Origin of the sequence: Loktanella fryxellensis (genome assembly GCF_900110065.1) — a bacterium.
GTDB classification, from domain to species: Bacteria; Pseudomonadota; Alphaproteobacteria; order Rhodobacterales; family Rhodobacteraceae; genus Loktanella; species Loktanella fryxellensis.
In genome coordinates this window covers 1-16,958 of record NZ_FOCI01000023.1, presented here as the reverse complement: position 1 = coordinate 16,958, position 16,958 = coordinate 1, and the positions used below count along the sequence as shown (strand labels likewise).

Sequence of the window (16,958 nt, the reverse complement as noted above, 5' to 3'; positions counted from 1 at the left end):
GCGAAAGGGCAACCCCATGCACATCAAATCCGATCTGGCCGATGCGGTCGGGAACACGCCCCTCATCCGCCTGCGCGCCGCGTCAGAGGCGACGGGCTGCGAGATCCTCGGCAAGGCCGAGTTCCTGAACCCCGGCCAGTCGGTCAAGGACCGCGCTGCGCTCTACATCATCCGCGACGCTGTGGCGAAGGGCCTGCTGAAGCCCGGCGGCACCATCGTCGAGGGGACGGCGGGCAATACCGGCATCGGTCTGGCGCTGGTCGGTGCCTCCATGGGGTTCAAGACCGTCATCGTGATCCCGGAAACGCAGTCCGAGGAGAAAAAGGACATGCTGCGGCTGGCCGGGGCAGAGCTGGTGCAGGTGCCTGCCGCCCCCTACCGCAACCCCAACAATTACGTCCGCTACTCCGGGCGGCTGGCCGAGGAGCTGGCCAAGACGTCACCGGGCGGCGTGGTGTGGGCCAACCAGTTCGACAACCTCGCCAACCGTCAGGCGCATGTGGAAACGACCGGCCCCGAAATCTGGGACCAGACCGAAGGTCGCGTCAATGGCTTCGTCTGCGCAGTGGGATCCGGCGGCACGCTGGCGGGCGTCGCGATGGCCCTGCAACCCAAGGGCGTCAAGATCGCGCTGGCCGATCCGGACGGGGCAGCACTTCACAATTTCTACACCACCGGAGAGATGAAGTCCGAGGGCGACAGCATCACCGAAGGCATCGGGCAAGGGCGGATCACCGCCAACCTCGAAGGTTTCACCCCCGACATGTCCTACAACATCTCGGACGCGGAAGCGCTGCCCATCGTGTTCGATCTGCTGCAGCACGAGGGGCTTTGCATGGGTGGGTCGTCCGGCGTGAACATCGCGGGCGCCATCCGGATGGCGCGCGATATGGGGCCGGGGCACACGATCGTGACAATCCTGTGCGACTACGGCAGCCGCTATCAGTCCAAGCTGTGGAACCCCGATTTCCTGCGGTCCAGGGGGCTGCCCGTGCCCGCATGGCTGACCAGCGGTCCGCAATCCATCCCCGGTGTGTTCGAGGACGCGTGACCATGGCGCTGCGGCAGGTCGTCCTGACCCTGGCAGTGGCCCTGTCCTGCGGGCTGTGGGCGCAGGGGGCGGTGGCGCAGATCTCGCTCGACGGGCTTCTGGGCACGACAGAGGAACCGGCCGCCGACCCTGCCGCGTCCGAAACGGTCGTCGAGGAGACGCCCGCCGATGAAGAGGCGGCTGAGGTGGCCGAGGATGCGGCCCTGCTTGCCGCGCAGGCCGCCCTCGCCGCGGCCATCCCCGATCTGGCCGACTGGGAAAGCCGCGTCGCCGCCGCCGAGGAGCTGTTGCGCGCCGGGACCGGATCGCAACTGAACCTGACCCGCACGCGCGAGGCGCTGTTCGGCTGGCGCGACCGGTTTCAGACGCTGGGGGCGATCAACGGTGGCCGCATGTCCACGGTGCAGGCCCAGATCGACGCCCTTGGCCAACCTGCCGAAGGGGCCGAAGAACAGCCCGCCATCGCCGCCCGCCGCGCCGCGCTGACAGCACAGCTCGACGATCTGCGCGCACCGGGGATCCTTGCGCGCGAGGCCTATGCCCGCGCCAATGGCCTGATCGCAGAGGTGGACAGCCAACTGCGCACCCGCGAGGCGGCCCGCCTGACCGCGCGCGGCGCATCGCCCCTGTCGCCCGCCGCATGGCCCGCGGCCCTGTCGGCGGCGCACGATGCCTTCGTCGGTCAGATCGCGTCGTCGGTGTCGCGGATGCAGGCGAGCGCCGCCAACGGCGGCCTGCTGCGCAACGGCCCCTTCGCGGTGGTGTATCTGGGCGTGGCGGCGGTGCTGCTGCTGCAGTCGCGGCGCTGGGTCGCGTTGCTGCAGGGGCGGGTCGAACGCGGCAGGGCGCGGATGCGGGCTGTCTGGTCATTCCTGTTGTCGCTGTGGCAAATCGTGTTGCCGACGGTCGGTCTGTCGGCCCTGATCCTGGGCCTGCGGCAGATCGGCGTGCTGGCGCGGTCCGGCGACACGATCTCTCAGGCGATCTTCGGCGCGGGTTTCATCATCATCACGGCGCGGTGGCTGAACGAACAGCTCTTTCCGCTGGGCGAACGCGGTGGTCCGCTGGACTATCCGAACGCGATCCGGGCCCGGATCAGGCGCAACGGCGTATCGCTCGGCATCGGTCTGGCGGCGGTCGTCGTCGTCACGGCGCTGATGCGCAATGTGGGTGCCGGCGACACGGCGACCGGCGTCATCATCCTGCCGGTGCAGGTCGTACTTGCGGTGATCCTGTTCCGTCTGGGCTGGCTGTTGCGCCATGCGCCGCTGTCCGCCAGCGCTGACGGCACGTCGGGGCGTGTGCGCACGCTGGTGGGCCTGTCGTGCATGATCGTCGCCGTGGCGACCCCGTTGCTGGCGGCGGCGGGGTTTGCGGCGGCATCCGACGCGCTGTTCGCCCCGGCGGTCATGACGCTGGCCATCCTCGGCGTGATCATCGTGCTGCAGCGGCTGGTCTATGACATCTATGCCCCTGACGACGGCACCGGCGACAGCGGTGCGCTGATGCCCGTGCTGATCGGGATCGGGCTGTTCCTGCTGGCGGTGCCGGTGCTGGCGCTGATCTGGGGCGCGCGCGTCACCGATCTGCTCGAGGTGTGGGCGCAGTTCCGGGCCGGGTTCCAGATCGGCGAGACGCAGATCTCGCCCACGGATTTCATGACCTTCGTGCTGCTGTTCGGCGGTGGCTACGTCCTGACGCAGTTCGTCAAGCGGCAGTTGCGCACCACCATCCTGCCGCGCACCAAGCTCGACCTTGGCGGCCAGAACGCCATCGCGGCGGGTGTGGGGTACATCGGGATCACGGTGGCGGCGCTGATCGCCATCACCACGGCGGGGATCAACCTGTCGAGCCTTGCCATCGTGGCCGGTGCCCTGTCGGTGGGCATCGGATTCGGCCTGCAGACGATCGTGCAGAACTTCGTCTCCGGCATCATCCTGCTGATCGAACGGCCCATCGCCGAAGGCGACATGATCGAGGTCAACGGTCAGGTCGGTTTCGTGCGCAACATCTCGGTCCGGTCCACCCGGATCGAGACGTTCGACCGCACCGATGTGATCGTGCCGAACGCCGACCTGATCGCAGGGCAGGTCACGAACTGGACGCGCGGCAATCTGGCGGGGCGGCTGATCCTGCCGGTGGGCGTGGCCTACGGGTCCGACGTGGACGCCGTGCGCCGCATCCTGCTGGAGGTGGCGAACGCCCATCCCATGGTGATCGCAGAGCCGGGGCCGCAGGCACTGTTCATGGCCTTCGGCGAAAGCAGCCTCAGCTTCGAGTTGCGGATGATCCTGCGCGACGTGAACTGGAAGGTCAGCGCCACGGACGAGATGAACCGCGAGATCAACCGCCGCTTTGCCGAGGCGGGCATCGCCATCGCGTTTCCGCAGCGCGACCTGTGGCTGCGCAACCCGGAGGTTCTGCGTGGACCCGTGCCTGCACCCGCGCAGAACACACCGGCACAGGACCCTGCCGTGCCGGATGCGGCCACCCCCCGCACGGCCGCAGAGGCGCGGTCGGTGATGACTTCCGCCGACATGGGCGATACCGGAGGCGGCGATGCCGACGGCGGTGCGCGTTGACGGCACGGGGGTGCGAACGTGACGCAGCCTCTGTTCCGTGTCGATGCCTACCTGCGGTCCGCGCCGGGCCGTGTCATCGACCATACCGCCGAAGGCGGCATCGTGCTGGATGTGTCGCTGTTCCACCCCACGGGGGGCGGGCAGCCGGGCGATGCCGGGCGGCTGGTCTGGGACGGCGGCGGCATCGACATCGCGACGACGGTGCGGGGGCAGGGGTCCGACATCGTCCTCGTGCCAGCAGAACCCGCGCCGCTGCCGGTGATCGGCACCCGCGTGACGCAATCGCTGGTCTGGGACAGGCGTCACCGCCTGATGCGCATGCATACGGCGCTGCATCTGCTGTCCGCCGTGCTGGCCCGTCCCGTCGCGGGCGGTCATGTGGGCACCGAAAAAAGCCGCCTCGACATCGAGATGGAGGATGCGATGCCCGACCGGATCGCCGTCGGGCGCGCCCTGAGCGCGCTGATCGCAGGTGATCTGCCCGTGACCGCCGAGGTCATCGGCGCCGACGATCTGGCCGCACGTCCCGCGCTGATCCGCACCGCCGTCGCCCGCCCGCCGCGCGATGCGGGCGACATCCGCCTGATCCGCATCGGCACGGCTGACGCCACCGTCGATTTGCAACCCTGTGGCGGTACCCATGTCGCCACCACGGCCGAGATCGGGCAGATCGAGATCGGCAAGATCGAGCGCAAGGGTCGCACCCACCGCCGCGTCTATCTGCATCTGGCAGGCGCGTGATGTTCGGTGCGCTCTGCATGGCCGTGGCGGCGATCTGCGTGGGGTTGTTCGCGGTGTTCCTGATCTCGCCCGCCAGCTACACGGCGCTGTACGGCGTGACCGGCGATCCCGGCCTGATCTTCGTCGGCAGGCGCGCGGCACCGCTGTTTCTGGGGCTTGCGGTCTTCTTTTGGGTGTTGCGCACCGCCGGTCCCGGACCGCTGCAGGACGCGACCGCGCTCGCCGCGGCGCTCATTTTCGGGGGCATCGCGCTGACGGGGCTCTGGGCATGGTGGGGCGGCACCGGCGGCACGGCGATCCTCGTGGCGGCAGGGCTGGAGGCTGTGATCGCCCTGGCCTTCATGCTGGCGCGGCAGGGCTAGGGCGCCGCGCGACCGGGTGGCAAAATCAGCATGCGAACCGCGCGGATCGCGCCGATCTGCCCTTGCACGCCCCCGGTGGCTTGGCTAAAGACCCTGCAACGGATCGGTGGCCGAGTGGTCGAAGGCGCACGCCTGGAAAGTGTGTAGGCGGGAGACCGTCTCCAGGGTTCGAATCCCTGTCGATCCGCCACTTACCCTTTGGAAACTGTTCTCCCGATCCGCCTGCGGTCGGATTTTCCCGTGTTTTCAAAGGTGTTTGCGGGTGGGGCTGAACACCACCGATCCCATCAATGGCGTAAAATCGTTCTCTCTTGGCCAATATTCTCTGAAGCTGATGACTGCGCCTTTTTGGTGTTCAGGTCATAAGATGCTGTTTTAGAGCGATTTTTCCAGAAAGCTCAAAATTGACTTCGACGCCAGTCTCGTTCGGCCAGATGGAACTGAAATCGAACACTCTCCCGGCCACCGAGAAAGATTCAGAGTTCTCATTCAGCGGAAACCGCTTCGAAGCTCGCGAGAGCAGATCGAAGATTTTCCATAATTTCTTCGACTAGTATTTCTGGTTCGGGAAGGTTTTCCAGATCGGTCATCGACGCATCGCGGAGCCAGAAGAGATCAAGGCTCGCCTTGTCGCGTGCAAGCAGGTCTTCCGTGTCAAAGGACCGCCACCGCCCGTCTGGCGTTTCCTCGCTCCAGGTTGGTACGCGTTCATGACGGTTCCCTGGGTTGTAGCAGGACACGAAGTCTTCGAGATGCGCGTAGGTCAGGGGCTTCTGCTTGAGCGTATGATGCACGTTGGTCCGGTAGTCATAGTACCAGACCTTTGAGGTTTGCGGATCAGGGCTTGCGGCGCGGTTGTCGAAGAAGATCACATTTGCCTTGACCCCTTGCGCATAGAAAATTCCGGTTGGTAGCCGCAGGATCGTGTGAAGGTCGGTCGTCTGAAGTAATTTGCGCCGGATCGTCTCACCCGCGCCGCCCTCGAAAAGCACGTTGTCCGGCACAACCACGGCCGCAAGGCCCGTCGTCTTCATTATCGTCCGTATATGCTGAACGAAATTCAGTTGCTTGTTCGACGTCGTCGCCCAGAAATCCTGCCGATTATAAGTCAGGTCGTCGGTTTCTTGTTCCCCTTCGGCGTTTGTGAAGCTCATGGAGCTTTTCTTGCCGAAGGGTGGATTGGCAAGAACATAGTCGAAGGTGTCGGAGGGCGGCGAGATCAGTGCGTCTGCAGGCGATACCAATGTGTCGCCAGACATTTCTCCAATACCATGCAGAAACATGTTCATAAGGCACAGGCGCCGCGTTCCAGCGACAATCTCATTTCCGAAAAAGGTCGCGTGCTTAAGAAAAGCCTTTTGGTCCTTGTCGAGCGCATGGTGTTCAGGGTCAGTCAGGAAATCATGCGCAGCAAGAAAGAACCCACCGGTGCCGCAGGCAGGGTCAGCGATGGTCTTGCCGGGTACAGGGCGAACGCATTCCACCATGGCACGGATCAAGGCACGCGGAGTGAAATATTGGCCCGCGCCCGATTTTGTATCCTCGGCGTTACGCTCCAGCAGTCCCTCGTAGATGTCGCCCTTGACGTCAACACCCAGTGTCACCCATTTCGTGCCGTCCACCATATCGATTAGGCGGAACAGCTTGGCCGGGTCGGTGATCTTGTTCTGTGCCTTGGTGAATATCTGCCCGAGCATGCCCTTTTGCTCCCCAAGCTTGCGCAGCAGAGTGACGTAGTGGGCTTCCAGTTCAGCGCCGCGCCGGGATGTCAGGCTCGTCCAGTCAAAACCTTCGGGAATGCCGACATCGCGGTTGTAGGGGGGCTTGGCATATTCATCGGCCATCTTGAGGAAGATGAGGTAGGTCAGCTGCTCCAGATAGTCGCCATAGCCGACGCCGTCGTCGCGCAGCGTGGTACAGAAACTCCAGACCTTGGAGACGATGGGGGCGGTATTCATTTTTTGGGTCCTACGCTGTTGCTAGAACAGCTTCGATTAGCGAGTTGTCTCGATGGCAGTTGAGAATTCTTTTGGCAAACGCCGAATAAGTTGCCTGTGGTTGAATTGCCCGATGAAGATCTAAAATTGCATCATCCAGTCGTGCCTTTGCGGCATAGTCGCCTTCAGCATAGCTCTCTTGTGCACGGGATGCCGCAACAATTTTTTCCTCCAGAACAACCGCGTGTCTTTTTCGCTCTTCAACAAAAGCCGAGTGGTTTAGATGATAAGCGCCGATCGAAGTTCTGCCACGTTCGTTCCGTTCAACGGCCTCTCCGACATATGCCGGAACGGCTCTGCCGTCTGAAGCAAAATCGATCTCCAAAGGATCGCCTGCCTTGCAAGGATCGACTAGTATCGGCCGTTCATGACATTCTTCGCCTTCGCAAGTTGCCCGTTGGCAGCCCTCGAACAAGGGAAATTGGTTTCCTTTGCCTCCAGTCTTCCCAGTCTCTTTGTCTTTCCGGAGACTGTTGCAAAACGTGCAGGCGAACCGAAAATTTGAGAAACTAAAGGCTGACCATGGATAGACTGATTTTGGCCTGAAGTGGTCTACTGCCCCATCGGAACGGATGTCTTTTGATTCACAGTAGAAACACTTTTCATAAGAGGTCGCTTTGAGATGCTCCTTACAGTCGCGCCAAACGCTTGAATGATCATCGATCTTGTCGGGCCCACCTTCTAACGCGGCAGCCGCACGCTCATCGAAACTCTCGGGTTTTCCTGCAAACGCAATGTCGATAAACCTCATTCTTCACCCCCTGCGGAGGACCGTTTCAGAGCACTTTCGACAAGAGCACGTGCATCTTGAATATCCAAACGCGTATTTTTCGGTTTTGTCTGATCACTATCGGAAATCGATGCACGCGCAGCGATGTATTCAGTGAATACCGGATCACGCATTTGATGCCGGAATCCAAGCCCCTCTAATTCTGAGTTAAGTTCGGTCAATCGGGCTTTTTCAATCTCAGTCATTTTTGAATTCGTGGACAGTATGCGTTGCTCCTCTAGTTTCTTCTGCGTGTGTGTGTCGAGTGCAGCATTGAGCCCAAACAATTCACTGGTGATGACACCAGCATAGCCCATTCCGATGGGGTCAACTTTCGGCTCCTCGGCTGTAATTTCCATGGTTTCAGGATCGCGGTGAAGGATCTGAACTTGCTCCTTTTTTAGTTCAGCTACCGCTATCGGGTTATGTGTCGCCAACAAGACGTGGCTTGATTGGTTATCGTCTTTATCATCTTTAAGAAAGTCGCGAATGTGCTGGATGTAGTCGACACTCCAGCGTGGGTTCAAATGGGTGTCGGGCTCGTCCAATAGGAATAGGCTTTCTTCGGCTGAAGTGAACTGAAGCAGGCCAAGTACGGTCAAAAGCTGCTGCTCCCCCTCGCTCAGTTCGCGGAACGTGACAGAGCCATCATTCTTCTTCAATTTGACCCTGATCCGCACCTCTTCAATCAAGTCAGAGACGTGCGTACTCTCCAGATCTCGAAAGAATTCGGCGGACGTTTTACCTTTTGCCAGCTCCCTCAGGGCGTCGATGTCTTTTGCAAACAGGTATAAGTATTCAAGGGTCCTGGAACGACGCACATCATACAACTCCCGCCGCTTGATGCGGATTGGAGCCAAGGAGATTTCGTATAGCTTTGCGAGGAAGTCGCGGACAATCCCCTTTGAATTCCAAAACCGGCTATCGCCACCTGATGAGTTCTTGCTGTGCCAATAGGGTTGTTTGAGAACGAAAAGAACCGATTCAATCCCACCTTCCTCAAGACCCAGCTGTTTTTGTAGAAATTCGTCTGTTTGCTTCTTGTTGTTGACGATGAACGATAGCAACACGAAATTACTGTGCACAGGTTCGGCGAAGAACATGCGCTTTAATCCAGGGTCGTTATTCTTGATAAGCTTGTCATCGTAACTCTTCAGGTAGGCGCGAAAGACGTCTTTCATCCGCTCGCTTTCACCGGAGTAATACCCGAATAGAAAGCGCGGGAGGTGAACTGACTCCTCGCCCAAAAGCTTTGACCGACTGATCGATGCGCCCGTCAACTCATCAAACGTGGCTCCAACCGGATAGGGTTCTGGCTGGTCTTTCTTGCTGATTGTCTTTGTCTGATAGGCTTCCTTACGGTTCGGGTCGGCGTCGATGACTATCCATGACCCATCAATTTCGTAAGAAATACGATATTTGAAGGATGGCACGTTCTTCTTGCCTTGCCTGTCAGCTCCCATCAGCAGGTCGCGGAAAATCTCGGTCAGGGCTTCGAGGACATTGGACTTGCCAGTTCCGTTCCGGCCGATGAGCACAGTGATCAGGTGGTCCTGAGAGAAATCAATCGTCAGGTCCCTGAGGTTTTTGTACTCGCCAATCCAGAGCCAATCGATGCGCATTAAGCCACCTCGGCTTTCACGATGCGCAGCCAGTCTTCGTCGCCGCGGCGCTCGACCTCGATGTCGCCGCCTTCGACGTATTCCTTGAGCTGGCGGTAGAATGTCTCGACGTCATCGGAGGATGCGCCGTCGGAAATGTTAAGTTCCTGCGCAGCTTTGGAGGCTGAGATCCAGGTCTTTTGCTGTTCCAGTACTTTGATCAGGTCGGTCAATGTCGGCCTCCTTGTTTTGGGTGGGAGGGTCGGAACTAACTTGCGGTCCCGTTTGGCGTCACGCTCTCGTTCGGCTTTCTCAACCTTTATGCGCTCCAGCAGCACGCTCGCGGGCTCATCATCTGGGTCTTGGGGGACGAGTTGGCCGGAGAAAGCTTTTTTCAGGATGGATTGGCGCAGGGCATCGGCGCGGGTGAGGGCTGCGTCGATCTCGGTCTCAAGCCGCGCGGCGGCGTCGAGCCGGGCATCGAGGATTTGGACGATTTTGGCTTGTTCGGTGGGGGAGCAGATAATCGCTGGCAACTTGGAAAACTTGCCTTTGTTCAGAATGGGTAAAGTTGTGGACGATGCATTGTCCTTGATCTGATCCTGAAAAAACGGGCTTATGGTTTGGTAGTAGATGAACCGTGGTTCGAAGTTGGGGTCGGGCTCAATATAGTTGATCTGTTGGTTGCAAGCTGCATCAACGCCAGCAAGCCCCGTTTTACCAATGGTGGCACCGATACAAGTTACGAGGATCGATCCTGCTGAAAACGGCCGCGACTTCTCCGCGCCTATTTCCGATAGGAATTCCCGAGCTTCCCGCACGTCTACTCCTGCTTCTAAGTCCGTGGGCTTAAAGAAGGGAATATCTCCACCGAAGTTTTCTTTCGATTTGGTTGGCGGAGTAGCGCCCGTCTCGACGCGGCCCAATGACCCCACCGACAGGACGAACCAGTCTGCGGGGATAGCAAACGGTGCAGGCACGGTATCTAACAAAGCCAATCGCTTCGGCTTCGCAGGCTTTTTGACCTTCTCACCATCGGCGCGCCATTTGGTCAGGGCGGTTTGCCAGGCATCAAGGGCGGCTTTGTAGCGGATGTCGCGTTCGGCTTGGATGCGGGCGAGGAGGGTTTCGGGGGTTTCCAGTTTGTCGGCGTTCTGCGCGCGCCAGTCGGCGGTGAGGCGGCCTTCGAAGGCGGATTTCAGCAGGGACTGGCGGTAGAGGCTGAGGGTGGCGCGCGCCGTTTGCAGGCTTTCGACCCCCTTTCCGATCTCGTCGAACTGCGCCTCGATCTTCTCCACGATGCGGCGTTGTTCGTTCAGGGGTGGGATTGGAATAGGAACAGTGGCGAGGTTGCCGCGCGAAATGCGCTTGCGGGTCGAGCCGGACTGGAGGGCGGAAATCATGCCGCGTACGGATGGTGAGTTGATTGCCCGCATAAGGTAGCGCGGCTCTATCGAGGCACTGCCCAGCCTGATGGCACAAACATCAACCACCGTGACGAAGCGTTCATCGCCTTCTAGAGGGAAGAGGCAGCATCGACCGAGCGGATCAGGCATTCGCGCGACTAGAAGATCACCTTTTCTAAGGAAGGTGCAGTTGAGTTCACCTGCTCTTTCACGTGTCAGAAAGCGTGATGATTTATTGACGAAACGACTATCGGCGATATCGGCTAGTTGAATTAAACGGACAGAACCGTTCGGGTCTTGGTCCTTGCTTTCGACCCAATCGCCGTCAGTGAAAATTCCGTCGTGCGCAATGAGTTCTTTGAGCGTGGCGTTGGCCCACGTTACAGGCAAATCCGTCATGCCGAGAGCGCCTCATTCATCTCGGTCATAACTTCATCCATTCCGTCTCCAAACAGCGCGTACATCTGCCCCATGCCGCCCTTGCCGTCAAAGGGGGCCATTTCCAGATCGTCGCGCTCGATCGTGAAGGAGGTGGCGAGGTGGTCGCGGATCATGCGCAGCCAGTCCATCTGGTCCTCCGTGAATTTCTCGCCCGCGCCCGAATGTCGGTTCAGCACCCAGTTCTGAAAGTTGCGGCGTACCCGTTCGGAATGGCGCGTCAGTGTCTGGTCAAGCCCGGTGACACGGCGGATCAGCGCCACAAGGGCCGTCAGATCGCTGGCCGGGCCTGCGCCCTTGTAGTCATCCAGATGCGCATAGGCGCGCCAGACGGTGAGCGGGGACAGGCGGGGGCGATCATCGGCCAGCTTTTTCAGTACGTCCTTGATCATGGCAAAGGTCACGTCAGACCGTCGGGCGGGCGTGTTGAAATAGATGGTCAGCGCTTCGATCTGATCGCGGTTCTCGGTCAGGTAGTCCTCGAACTCCAGCGCGATCTTCTTGGCGTTCTCTGCAACATCGCCCGCCCATTCGGCGCGCAGAAGCGTGTCGAGGTTGTCATGGTCGATGGTCTGTTCGTTGTCGCGGCGGATCGTGTCCATCAGGTTGATAAGAGGGCCGGTGAAAACATTGGCGGCCTGTTTGATCCGGTCCTCGCGTGCGGCCTGCATGGCGTTATCGTTTGGCTCGGCGTGGCCCGCGGCCTTGGCGTCAGCCTCCACCTTGTCGGGGTCGATTGCATCGAAGAGGTCGCGGATGATGGCGGTAAGTGATGTCCCGGCCTCGGTGGTGATCTTTTCCTGATCCTCGGCCCCCAACTTGTTGTCGAGGCGGGACAGTCGGGCGGCGAGCGAGCTAACGGTTTCCTCGGACCGGTCGCCCATCATCAGCCCCATGGCGAGGTCCTTGAAGGGGATCGAGGGCTTGGTGTCGAGCGGCTGGCTGGCGGTCTTGAGCGACTTGGTGACCCCCACGGCATCGACGATCACATAGTGCGTCTTGGCCTGGGCGGAGGGGGAGACCTTTTTCAGGTCGTCGGGTTTCATGACGCGGGTGCCGCGGCCCTTCATCTGTTCGAAGTAGTTCTTCGACTTCACGTCGCGCATGAACATCAGGCATTCGAGCGGTTTTACATCCGTGCCCGTGGCGATCATGTCCACGGTGACCGCGATGCGCGGATAATAATCGTTGCGAAAGGCGGAGAGCGAGGATTTCGGGTTCTTCGCGCGGTTGGTGATCTTGCGGCAGAAATCGTTGCCCTCGCCGAACTCCTGCCGGACGGTCTGGATGATGTCGTCGGCGTGGCTGTCGGTCTTGGCGAAGATCAGGGTTTTCGGCAGTTCCTTGCGGCCGGGGAAGATGGTTTGCCACTTGTCGTGGAAGGCGCGGATCACAGTGCGGATTTGGTCGGGGTTGACGATGGAGCGGTCAAGCTGGGTCGCGGCATAGGCCTGTTCGTCGTCTTGCGTTTCCCATCGCCTCGCACGAGTTTCGCGTTCGCGTTTTTCGACCAGTTGCTCGGCTTTGAGCGTTTCGCCACCTTGGGTTATTTCGGTCTCGATCAGGTAGATTTCATTGCCCACGTTAACCTTGTCGGCGACGGCTTTTTCGTGAGTGTATTCGCTGACGACATGCTTTTGGAAAAACCCGTAGGTGCGGTTGTCGGGCGTGGCGGTCAGGCCGATGAGGTAGGCGTCGAAATACTCGATGACCTGTCGCCAGAGATTGTAGATCGAGCGATGACATTCGTCGATGATGACGACGTCGAAGTATTCCGGCGGCAGTTTGGCGTTGTAGATGACCGGCAGCGGTTCCTTGCGACGCCATTTTTGCTCAGCAGGGTTTTCGTCTTCCGCGCCTTCGTTCAGTTCCTCTCCCTTCAGCGATGCGTACATGCGCTGGATCGTCGAGATGACGACCTGGCTATCGCCCGCGATGGAGGGCGAAGTAAGGCGCTGGACGTTATAGAGCTCGGTGAACTTGCGGTTGTCGTCGTTGGGGATGAAGGCCATGAACTCCTGTTCGGCCTGCTCTCCAAGGTTCTTGGTGTCGACGAGGAACAGAATGCGCCGAGCGCCTGCATGTTTCAGAAGGCGGTAGACCTGCGTGATGGCGGTGAAAGTTTTGCCCGACCCGGTGGCCATCTGGACGAGAGCACGGGGCTTGTCGGCCTTGAGCGAGGTTTCGAGGTTCGTGATCGCGGTGATCTGACAGTCGCGTAGGCCGTCCGGATTGAGGGCTGGAAGTGCTGCGATACCCGTGCGCAGACTCTGCGGCGTTTGCGCCCAAGCTTTCAGGGTTTCGGGGCGGTGAAACGTGAAGATTTCGCGCGATCTCGGGTTCGGATCACGCGCATTGGTGAAGCGGGTAATCTGGCCGGTACTTTCGTATAGGAGCGGCAGCGGTTCTGCGTTCGTGACCCATTTCAGCTTGGCGTTGGCATATCCCTCAGACTGTTCCTCGACAGAGGTCAGCCGGACGCCCCAACTGTCGGGCTTCGCCTCGACGACGCCGACGGCCTGCCTGTCAGCGAATAGGACGTAGTCGGCGGGTCCGATGTCGGTTTGATACTCTCGGACGGCCACACCCAATCCGGCGTTGAAATCCAGCGCGTCCTTGTCCTGAACATACCAACCGGACGCCCGTAGACGTTCATCGATCCGATCCCGCGCGGCTTGCTCAGGAGTTTGGTTGACATCAGGTGGCACGCAATAAGGCCTGAAATTGCTTTTCTTTTTCTAATCATGAAGGTCGGCTCTCAGAATTGCAATTCCTAGAAAAGCCCCGGCTCGACATGATTGATGTTCTGATGAACAGCTTCCATTGATCCCTCCAAACCACCGGAGAAGGCTCCAGCATCCTTGCCAAGGTCATTTCCTCCCCCTGCGTACCGTCCAGAACCATCTCAACGATTTCCGGAGCCAGCAGGCTCAAGCGCATCACCCGAGTCATGTAGGACGGCGCGATGCCATCGCGTTCGGCCAGCTCGGCGATGGTCGTGAATTCGCCGGATTCGAGCATACGCTTCCAGCGAAATGCCCGCGCCAACGCCTTGATCAGCGTGTTATCCATCTTGCTTCGGCTGGATGCTCCATTCGGCAGCTGCATCTCCTTGCGGCCGCCGCGTTTAACGAGGCGGAACGGGACGTGCACTGTCACCGTTTCCGGCGATGGCTTCGCGCGGGTCATGCCGCCGTTCCCAGATCAGCCAACATTTCCCGCGCGAGCCCGGTCAGCCCGTCCATGCGCAGGCGAACATTGAGGCCGTCAGTGCCGATATCTATCCTCTCGACCAGCAGCGCCGTGATGCGCGCCTGCTCGGCGGGGAACAGCTCGTCCCAGAGCGGATCAAGTTGAATCAGTGCGTCACGGGCGTCTGCCTCGGTGATGTCGCCGTCCTGTGCTCGGGCCGCTTTCCAGGTGCCTGCCACGATCTCGGGCTGGCGGAACACGGCGCGAATCTGGTCGATGACTGCTGCCTCGATTTCACCTGCAGGGACACGGCCGACCGGGCATGATCCAGCGCCGTGTTTCAGGATGGTCTGGCTGACATAATAGCGGTAGAGCTTGCCGCCCTTGCGGGTGTGGGTCGGCGAGAAGGCGGCACCGTCAGGGCCGTAGAGCAGCCCTTTCAGCAGGGCGGGGCTATCTGCGCGGGTGCGTGCGGCGCGCTTGCGGGGGCTTTCTGTCAGGATGGAATGTACCTTGTCCCAGACCGCGCGGTCGATGATGGCATCGTGCTCGCCGGGGTAGCTATCGCCCTTGTGGACGGCTTCGCCGATGTAAACTCGGTTGTTCAATGCGCGGTAGATGAACTTCTTGTCGATGCGGTTGCCGCGACTGGTAGTCACGCCTTGCGCATCCAATTCCCGCGCCAGTTCAGTACCAGAGCCTATCTCGATAAAGCGGTTGTAAATCCCGCGTATGATTTCTGCTTCGGACGGTACGATCACCAACTTGCGGTCCTTCACATCGTAGCCGAGGGGCAGGTTGCCGCCCATGAAGATGCCCTTCTTTCTGCTTGCTGCGAACTTGTCGCGGATTCGCTCGGCCGTCACCTCGCGCTCGAACTGGGCAAACGACAGCAGGATGTTGAGCGTCAGTCGCCCCATGGACGTGGTGGTGTTGAACGACTGCGTCACCGACACGAACGTCACCCCATTGCGGTCAAACACCTCGACCAGCTTCGAGAAATCCATCAGCGAGCGGGACAGGCGGTCGATCTTGTAAACCACGACCACGTCGACCAGCCCGTCTTCAACATCGGCTAGCAGCCGTTTCAGGCCGGGGCGTTCCAGCGTGCCGCCGGAAACACCACCGTCGTCATACTGGTCTCGGACCAGCACCCAGCCCTCGGACCGCTGGCTGGCGATGTAAGCTTCGCAGGCCTCACGCTGGGCGTGGAGGCTATTGAATTCCTGCTCGAGCCCTTCCTCTGAGGATTTGCGCGTGTAGATGGCGCAGCGCAGCTTGCGGACGACCTTCGATATGTCCGGCGACCGCGTCATGCCCGACCCCTGTGGTTCTTGAGGCCGAAGAACACCCAGCCGTTCCAGCGCGTGCCGGTGATGGCGCGCGCGATTGCGGACAGCGACTTGTAGGGCCGTCCTTGCCATTCAAAGCCATCTCGGGTGACCGTAACGATCTGTTCGACGCCCTGCCATTCACGAAGCAACCGCGTACCGGTGATGGGGCGGTCGCGGTCGGCGCGGATGCCGCGCTTCCTTTTGTCACCGCCATCCAGTTCCTCGCCCAGCCGCTCGAGCCGCCGAACCGTTTCGGGCTTCAGCCCACCGTAGACGAGTTCCTGAATGCGGTAAGCCAGTCGACTTTCGAGATAACGGCGGTTGAATGGCGGCGCCTCAGTGTCGAACAGGTCGCGCCACTGCGACTTCAGGTCGGGCGTCGATGTGGTCTTCAGCGCGGCCAGGCGCGCGGGAATGGGGTCGTGGGTCATGCGGTTCTCCGGTGATTTGCATTTGCAGTACCGCTCCAGTCGGACTGGATGTGTAGCGAACACTCTCCAATCTCTGCGGATAGCTCGCTTGACTGCCGGGCGTGCAGCCGGATCAGCCCGACGGCTAGAATGCGGCACATTTCTGCGCGGCGCTCCAGTGGCTTCAAATCGTCAGGCTTCAATGAATTGGCGCCACAGGCTATGTGTCGGTACATGCCGAATTCTCCTTTGCAGATTGGTCTGCAATGGGAAAGCCGGCTGAGCGTTAAGATTGGGACACCCATTTTCAGGTTTCGACATATGATAAACCTTAGGTGGCAGACTGGTCGCCTGCACATATGGAGTTCCTCATGGTCCGCGCGCCCACCAAGACCTGTCCCAATCTGTATCGCATCATCGAAGACGCTGAGTTGCACCTGCTGGCAGCATTCCTCAAAGCCAAAGCATTCGAGCGACTGGAATGGCTGAAGCAATATCATATCGATTTGACTGACCCCGATACACGAGACGCAGCCCGCATAATGTTTTCGGCGGAGAATAAAGACCGTCTGAAACCGCTCGAAACAGAGGCCGCGCGGATCATTAAGATTTCTGGCAAGAATGGACAATTTGCATTGGAGGGCTTGGCCAGAACAAAGCTCGACTCCGAGTGCACGACCAATCTGCTCGGCCAGCGGGACGACCTCGGGCGCAGTTTGGCAGCCTATATTCAGCAGCACATGCTCTTCGAGGCCGCTGGCTCTGTTGCACAAATCCGAGAGGGATTCATGTTGTGAATCCAGTGTGGTAGCTGGCCCGCATGAGCAAACCGACATCACTTACCTACAAGACGAGGAACTGGGCTGATTACAACGCGGCGCTGAAGCGCCGCGGATCACTGACGATCTGGTTCGATCCCGAGATGAACTGGGATGCCGAACCTTCCGGCAAGAGGGGCAGGTCGCGGACCTTCAGTGACGCCGCCATCCAGACGTGTCTGACCATGAAAGTGCTTTTCGGGATGGCGCTTCGGCAGACGACGGGCTTCGTCGAGAGCCTGCTGCGGCTCACGGGG

14 protein-coding genes and 1 tRNA gene are annotated in these 16,958 nt (G+C 60.2%); 7 read left to right on the top strand and 8 right to left on the bottom strand.

Annotated features, from left to right (window positions below):
- The first annotated feature begins 16 nt into the window (after positions 1-16).
- The 5 genes from BMX16_RS14225 (at position 17) to BMX16_RS14205 (ending at position 4,926) form a co-directional block, all read left to right on the top strand.
- Positions 17-1,051, top strand: coding sequence for a cysteine synthase A (locus BMX16_RS14225; protein ID WP_089904977.1), 1,035 nt, complete (start codon positions 17-19; stop codon positions 1,049-1,051).
- A 2-nt stretch (positions 1,052-1,053) separates the two neighbouring features.
- Positions 1,054-3,633: a DUF3772 domain-containing protein gene (locus tag BMX16_RS14220; protein ID WP_177174681.1), complete on the top strand. Its 2,580-nt coding sequence runs from the start codon at positions 1,054-1,056 to the stop codon at positions 3,631-3,633.
- 18 nt (positions 3,634-3,651) lie between these two features.
- Positions 3,652-4,374, top strand: coding sequence for an alanyl-tRNA editing protein (locus BMX16_RS14215; protein WP_089904973.1), 723 nt, complete (start codon positions 3,652-3,654; stop codon positions 4,372-4,374).
- Entirely contained in the window at positions 4,374-4,736 is a 363-nt protein-coding gene (locus tag BMX16_RS14210) for a hypothetical protein (RefSeq protein ID WP_089904971.1), read from the top strand. The genes BMX16_RS14215 and BMX16_RS14210 overlap by 1 nt, the downstream gene beginning before the upstream one ends.
- Before the next feature lie 100 nt (positions 4,737-4,836).
- Positions 4,837-4,926 (top strand) — tRNA-Ser (locus tag BMX16_RS14205).
- A 295-nt stretch (positions 4,927-5,221) separates the two neighbouring features.
- On the opposite strand, the gene BMX16_RS14200 is transcribed toward BMX16_RS14205, so the two are convergent.
- The 8 genes from BMX16_RS14200 to BMX16_RS14170 are packed head-to-tail and all read right to left on the bottom strand — an operon-like array spanning position 5,222 to position 15,904.
- Complete coding sequence (locus tag BMX16_RS14200) at positions 5,222-6,694, bottom strand: type I restriction-modification system subunit M (RefSeq protein ID WP_089904969.1); 1,473 nt, start codon at positions 6,692-6,694, stop codon at positions 5,222-5,224.
- A gap of 10 nt (positions 6,695-6,704) precedes the next feature.
- Positions 6,705-7,484, bottom strand: coding sequence for an HNH endonuclease family protein (locus tag BMX16_RS17365; protein ID WP_143058047.1), 780 nt, complete (start codon positions 7,482-7,484; stop codon positions 6,705-6,707).
- Entirely contained in the window at positions 7,481-9,124 is a 1,644-nt protein-coding gene (locus BMX16_RS14195) for an AAA family ATPase (RefSeq protein WP_089904967.1), read from the bottom strand. The genes BMX16_RS17365 and BMX16_RS14195 overlap by 4 nt, the downstream gene beginning before the upstream one ends.
- Positions 9,124-10,908: a restriction endonuclease subunit S gene (locus tag BMX16_RS14190; RefSeq protein WP_089904965.1), complete on the bottom strand. Its 1,785-nt coding sequence runs from the start codon at positions 10,906-10,908 to the stop codon at positions 9,124-9,126. The genes BMX16_RS14195 and BMX16_RS14190 overlap by 1 nt, the downstream gene beginning before the upstream one ends.
- Positions 10,905-13,655 (bottom strand): type I restriction endonuclease subunit R, encoded by a 2,751-nt coding sequence (locus tag BMX16_RS14185; protein WP_089904963.1) that lies wholly within the window; start codon positions 13,653-13,655, stop codon positions 10,905-10,907. Before BMX16_RS14185 ends, BMX16_RS14190 begins: the two co-directional genes overlap by 4 nt.
- A gap of 34 nt (positions 13,656-13,689) precedes the next feature.
- Positions 13,690-14,136 carry a hypothetical protein gene (locus BMX16_RS14180; protein ID WP_089904961.1) on the bottom strand — a complete coding sequence of 149 codons (447 nt, stop codon included), beginning with the start codon at positions 14,134-14,136 and terminating at the stop codon, positions 13,690-13,692.
- Positions 14,133-15,455 carry a recombinase family protein gene (locus BMX16_RS14175; RefSeq protein WP_089904959.1) on the bottom strand — a complete coding sequence of 441 codons (1,323 nt, stop codon included), beginning with the start codon at positions 15,453-15,455 and terminating at the stop codon, positions 14,133-14,135. Before BMX16_RS14175 ends, BMX16_RS14180 begins: the two co-directional genes overlap by 4 nt.
- Positions 15,452-15,904: a DUF2924 domain-containing protein gene (locus BMX16_RS14170; RefSeq protein ID WP_089904957.1), complete on the bottom strand. Its 453-nt coding sequence runs from the start codon at positions 15,902-15,904 to the stop codon at positions 15,452-15,454. The genes BMX16_RS14175 and BMX16_RS14170 overlap by 4 nt, the downstream gene beginning before the upstream one ends.
- A gap of 350 nt (positions 15,905-16,254) precedes the next feature.
- Here BMX16_RS14170 and BMX16_RS14160 point away from each other — a divergent pair, with 350 nt between their 5' ends.
- Positions 16,255-16,680 (top strand): hypothetical protein, encoded by a 426-nt coding sequence (locus tag BMX16_RS14160; RefSeq protein WP_143058046.1) that lies wholly within the window; start codon positions 16,255-16,257, stop codon positions 16,678-16,680.
- Positions 16,681-16,703: 23 nt separating this feature from the next.
- Positions 16,704-16,958: transposase (locus BMX16_RS14155; protein WP_177174680.1), on the top strand; the 255-nt coding region annotated here is incomplete at its 3' end.

What these genes read in the sequence shown, in the direction of transcription:
- BMX16_RS14225 (WP_089904977.1), top strand. Translation starts at nt 17, where the DNA reads ATGCACATCAAATCCGATCTGGCCGATGCGGTCGGGAACACGCCCCTC.
- BMX16_RS14220 (WP_177174681.1), top strand. Translation starts at nt 1,054, where the DNA reads ATGGCGCTGCGGCAGGTCGTCCTGACCCTGGCAGTGGCCCTGTCCTGC.
- BMX16_RS14210 (WP_089904971.1), top strand. Translation starts at nt 4,374, where the DNA reads ATGTTCGGTGCGCTCTGCATGGCCGTGGCGGCGATCTGCGTGGGGTTG.
- BMX16_RS14200 (WP_089904969.1), bottom strand. Translation starts at nt 6,694, where the DNA reads ATGAATACCGCCCCCATCGTCTCCAAGGTCTGGAGTTTCTGTACCACG.
- BMX16_RS17365 (WP_143058047.1), bottom strand. Translation starts at nt 7,484, where the DNA reads ATGAGGTTTATCGACATTGCGTTTGCAGGAAAACCCGAGAGTTTCGAT.
- BMX16_RS14195 (WP_089904967.1), bottom strand. Translation starts at nt 9,124, where the DNA reads ATGCGCATCGATTGGCTCTGGATTGGCGAGTACAAAAACCTCAGGGAC.
- BMX16_RS14190 (WP_089904965.1), bottom strand. Translation starts at nt 10,908, where the DNA reads ATGACGGATTTGCCTGTAACGTGGGCCAACGCCACGCTCAAAGAACTC.
- BMX16_RS14180 (WP_089904961.1), bottom strand. Translation starts at nt 14,136, where the DNA reads ATGACCCGCGCGAAGCCATCGCCGGAAACGGTGACAGTGCACGTCCCG.
- BMX16_RS14175 (WP_089904959.1), bottom strand. Translation starts at nt 15,455, where the DNA reads ATGACGCGGTCGCCGGACATATCGAAGGTCGTCCGCAAGCTGCGCTGC.
- BMX16_RS14170 (WP_089904957.1), bottom strand. Translation starts at nt 15,904, where the DNA reads ATGACCCACGACCCCATTCCCGCGCGCCTGGCCGCGCTGAAGACCACA.
- BMX16_RS14160 (WP_143058046.1), top strand. Translation starts at nt 16,255, where the DNA reads ATGGTCCGCGCGCCCACCAAGACCTGTCCCAATCTGTATCGCATCATC.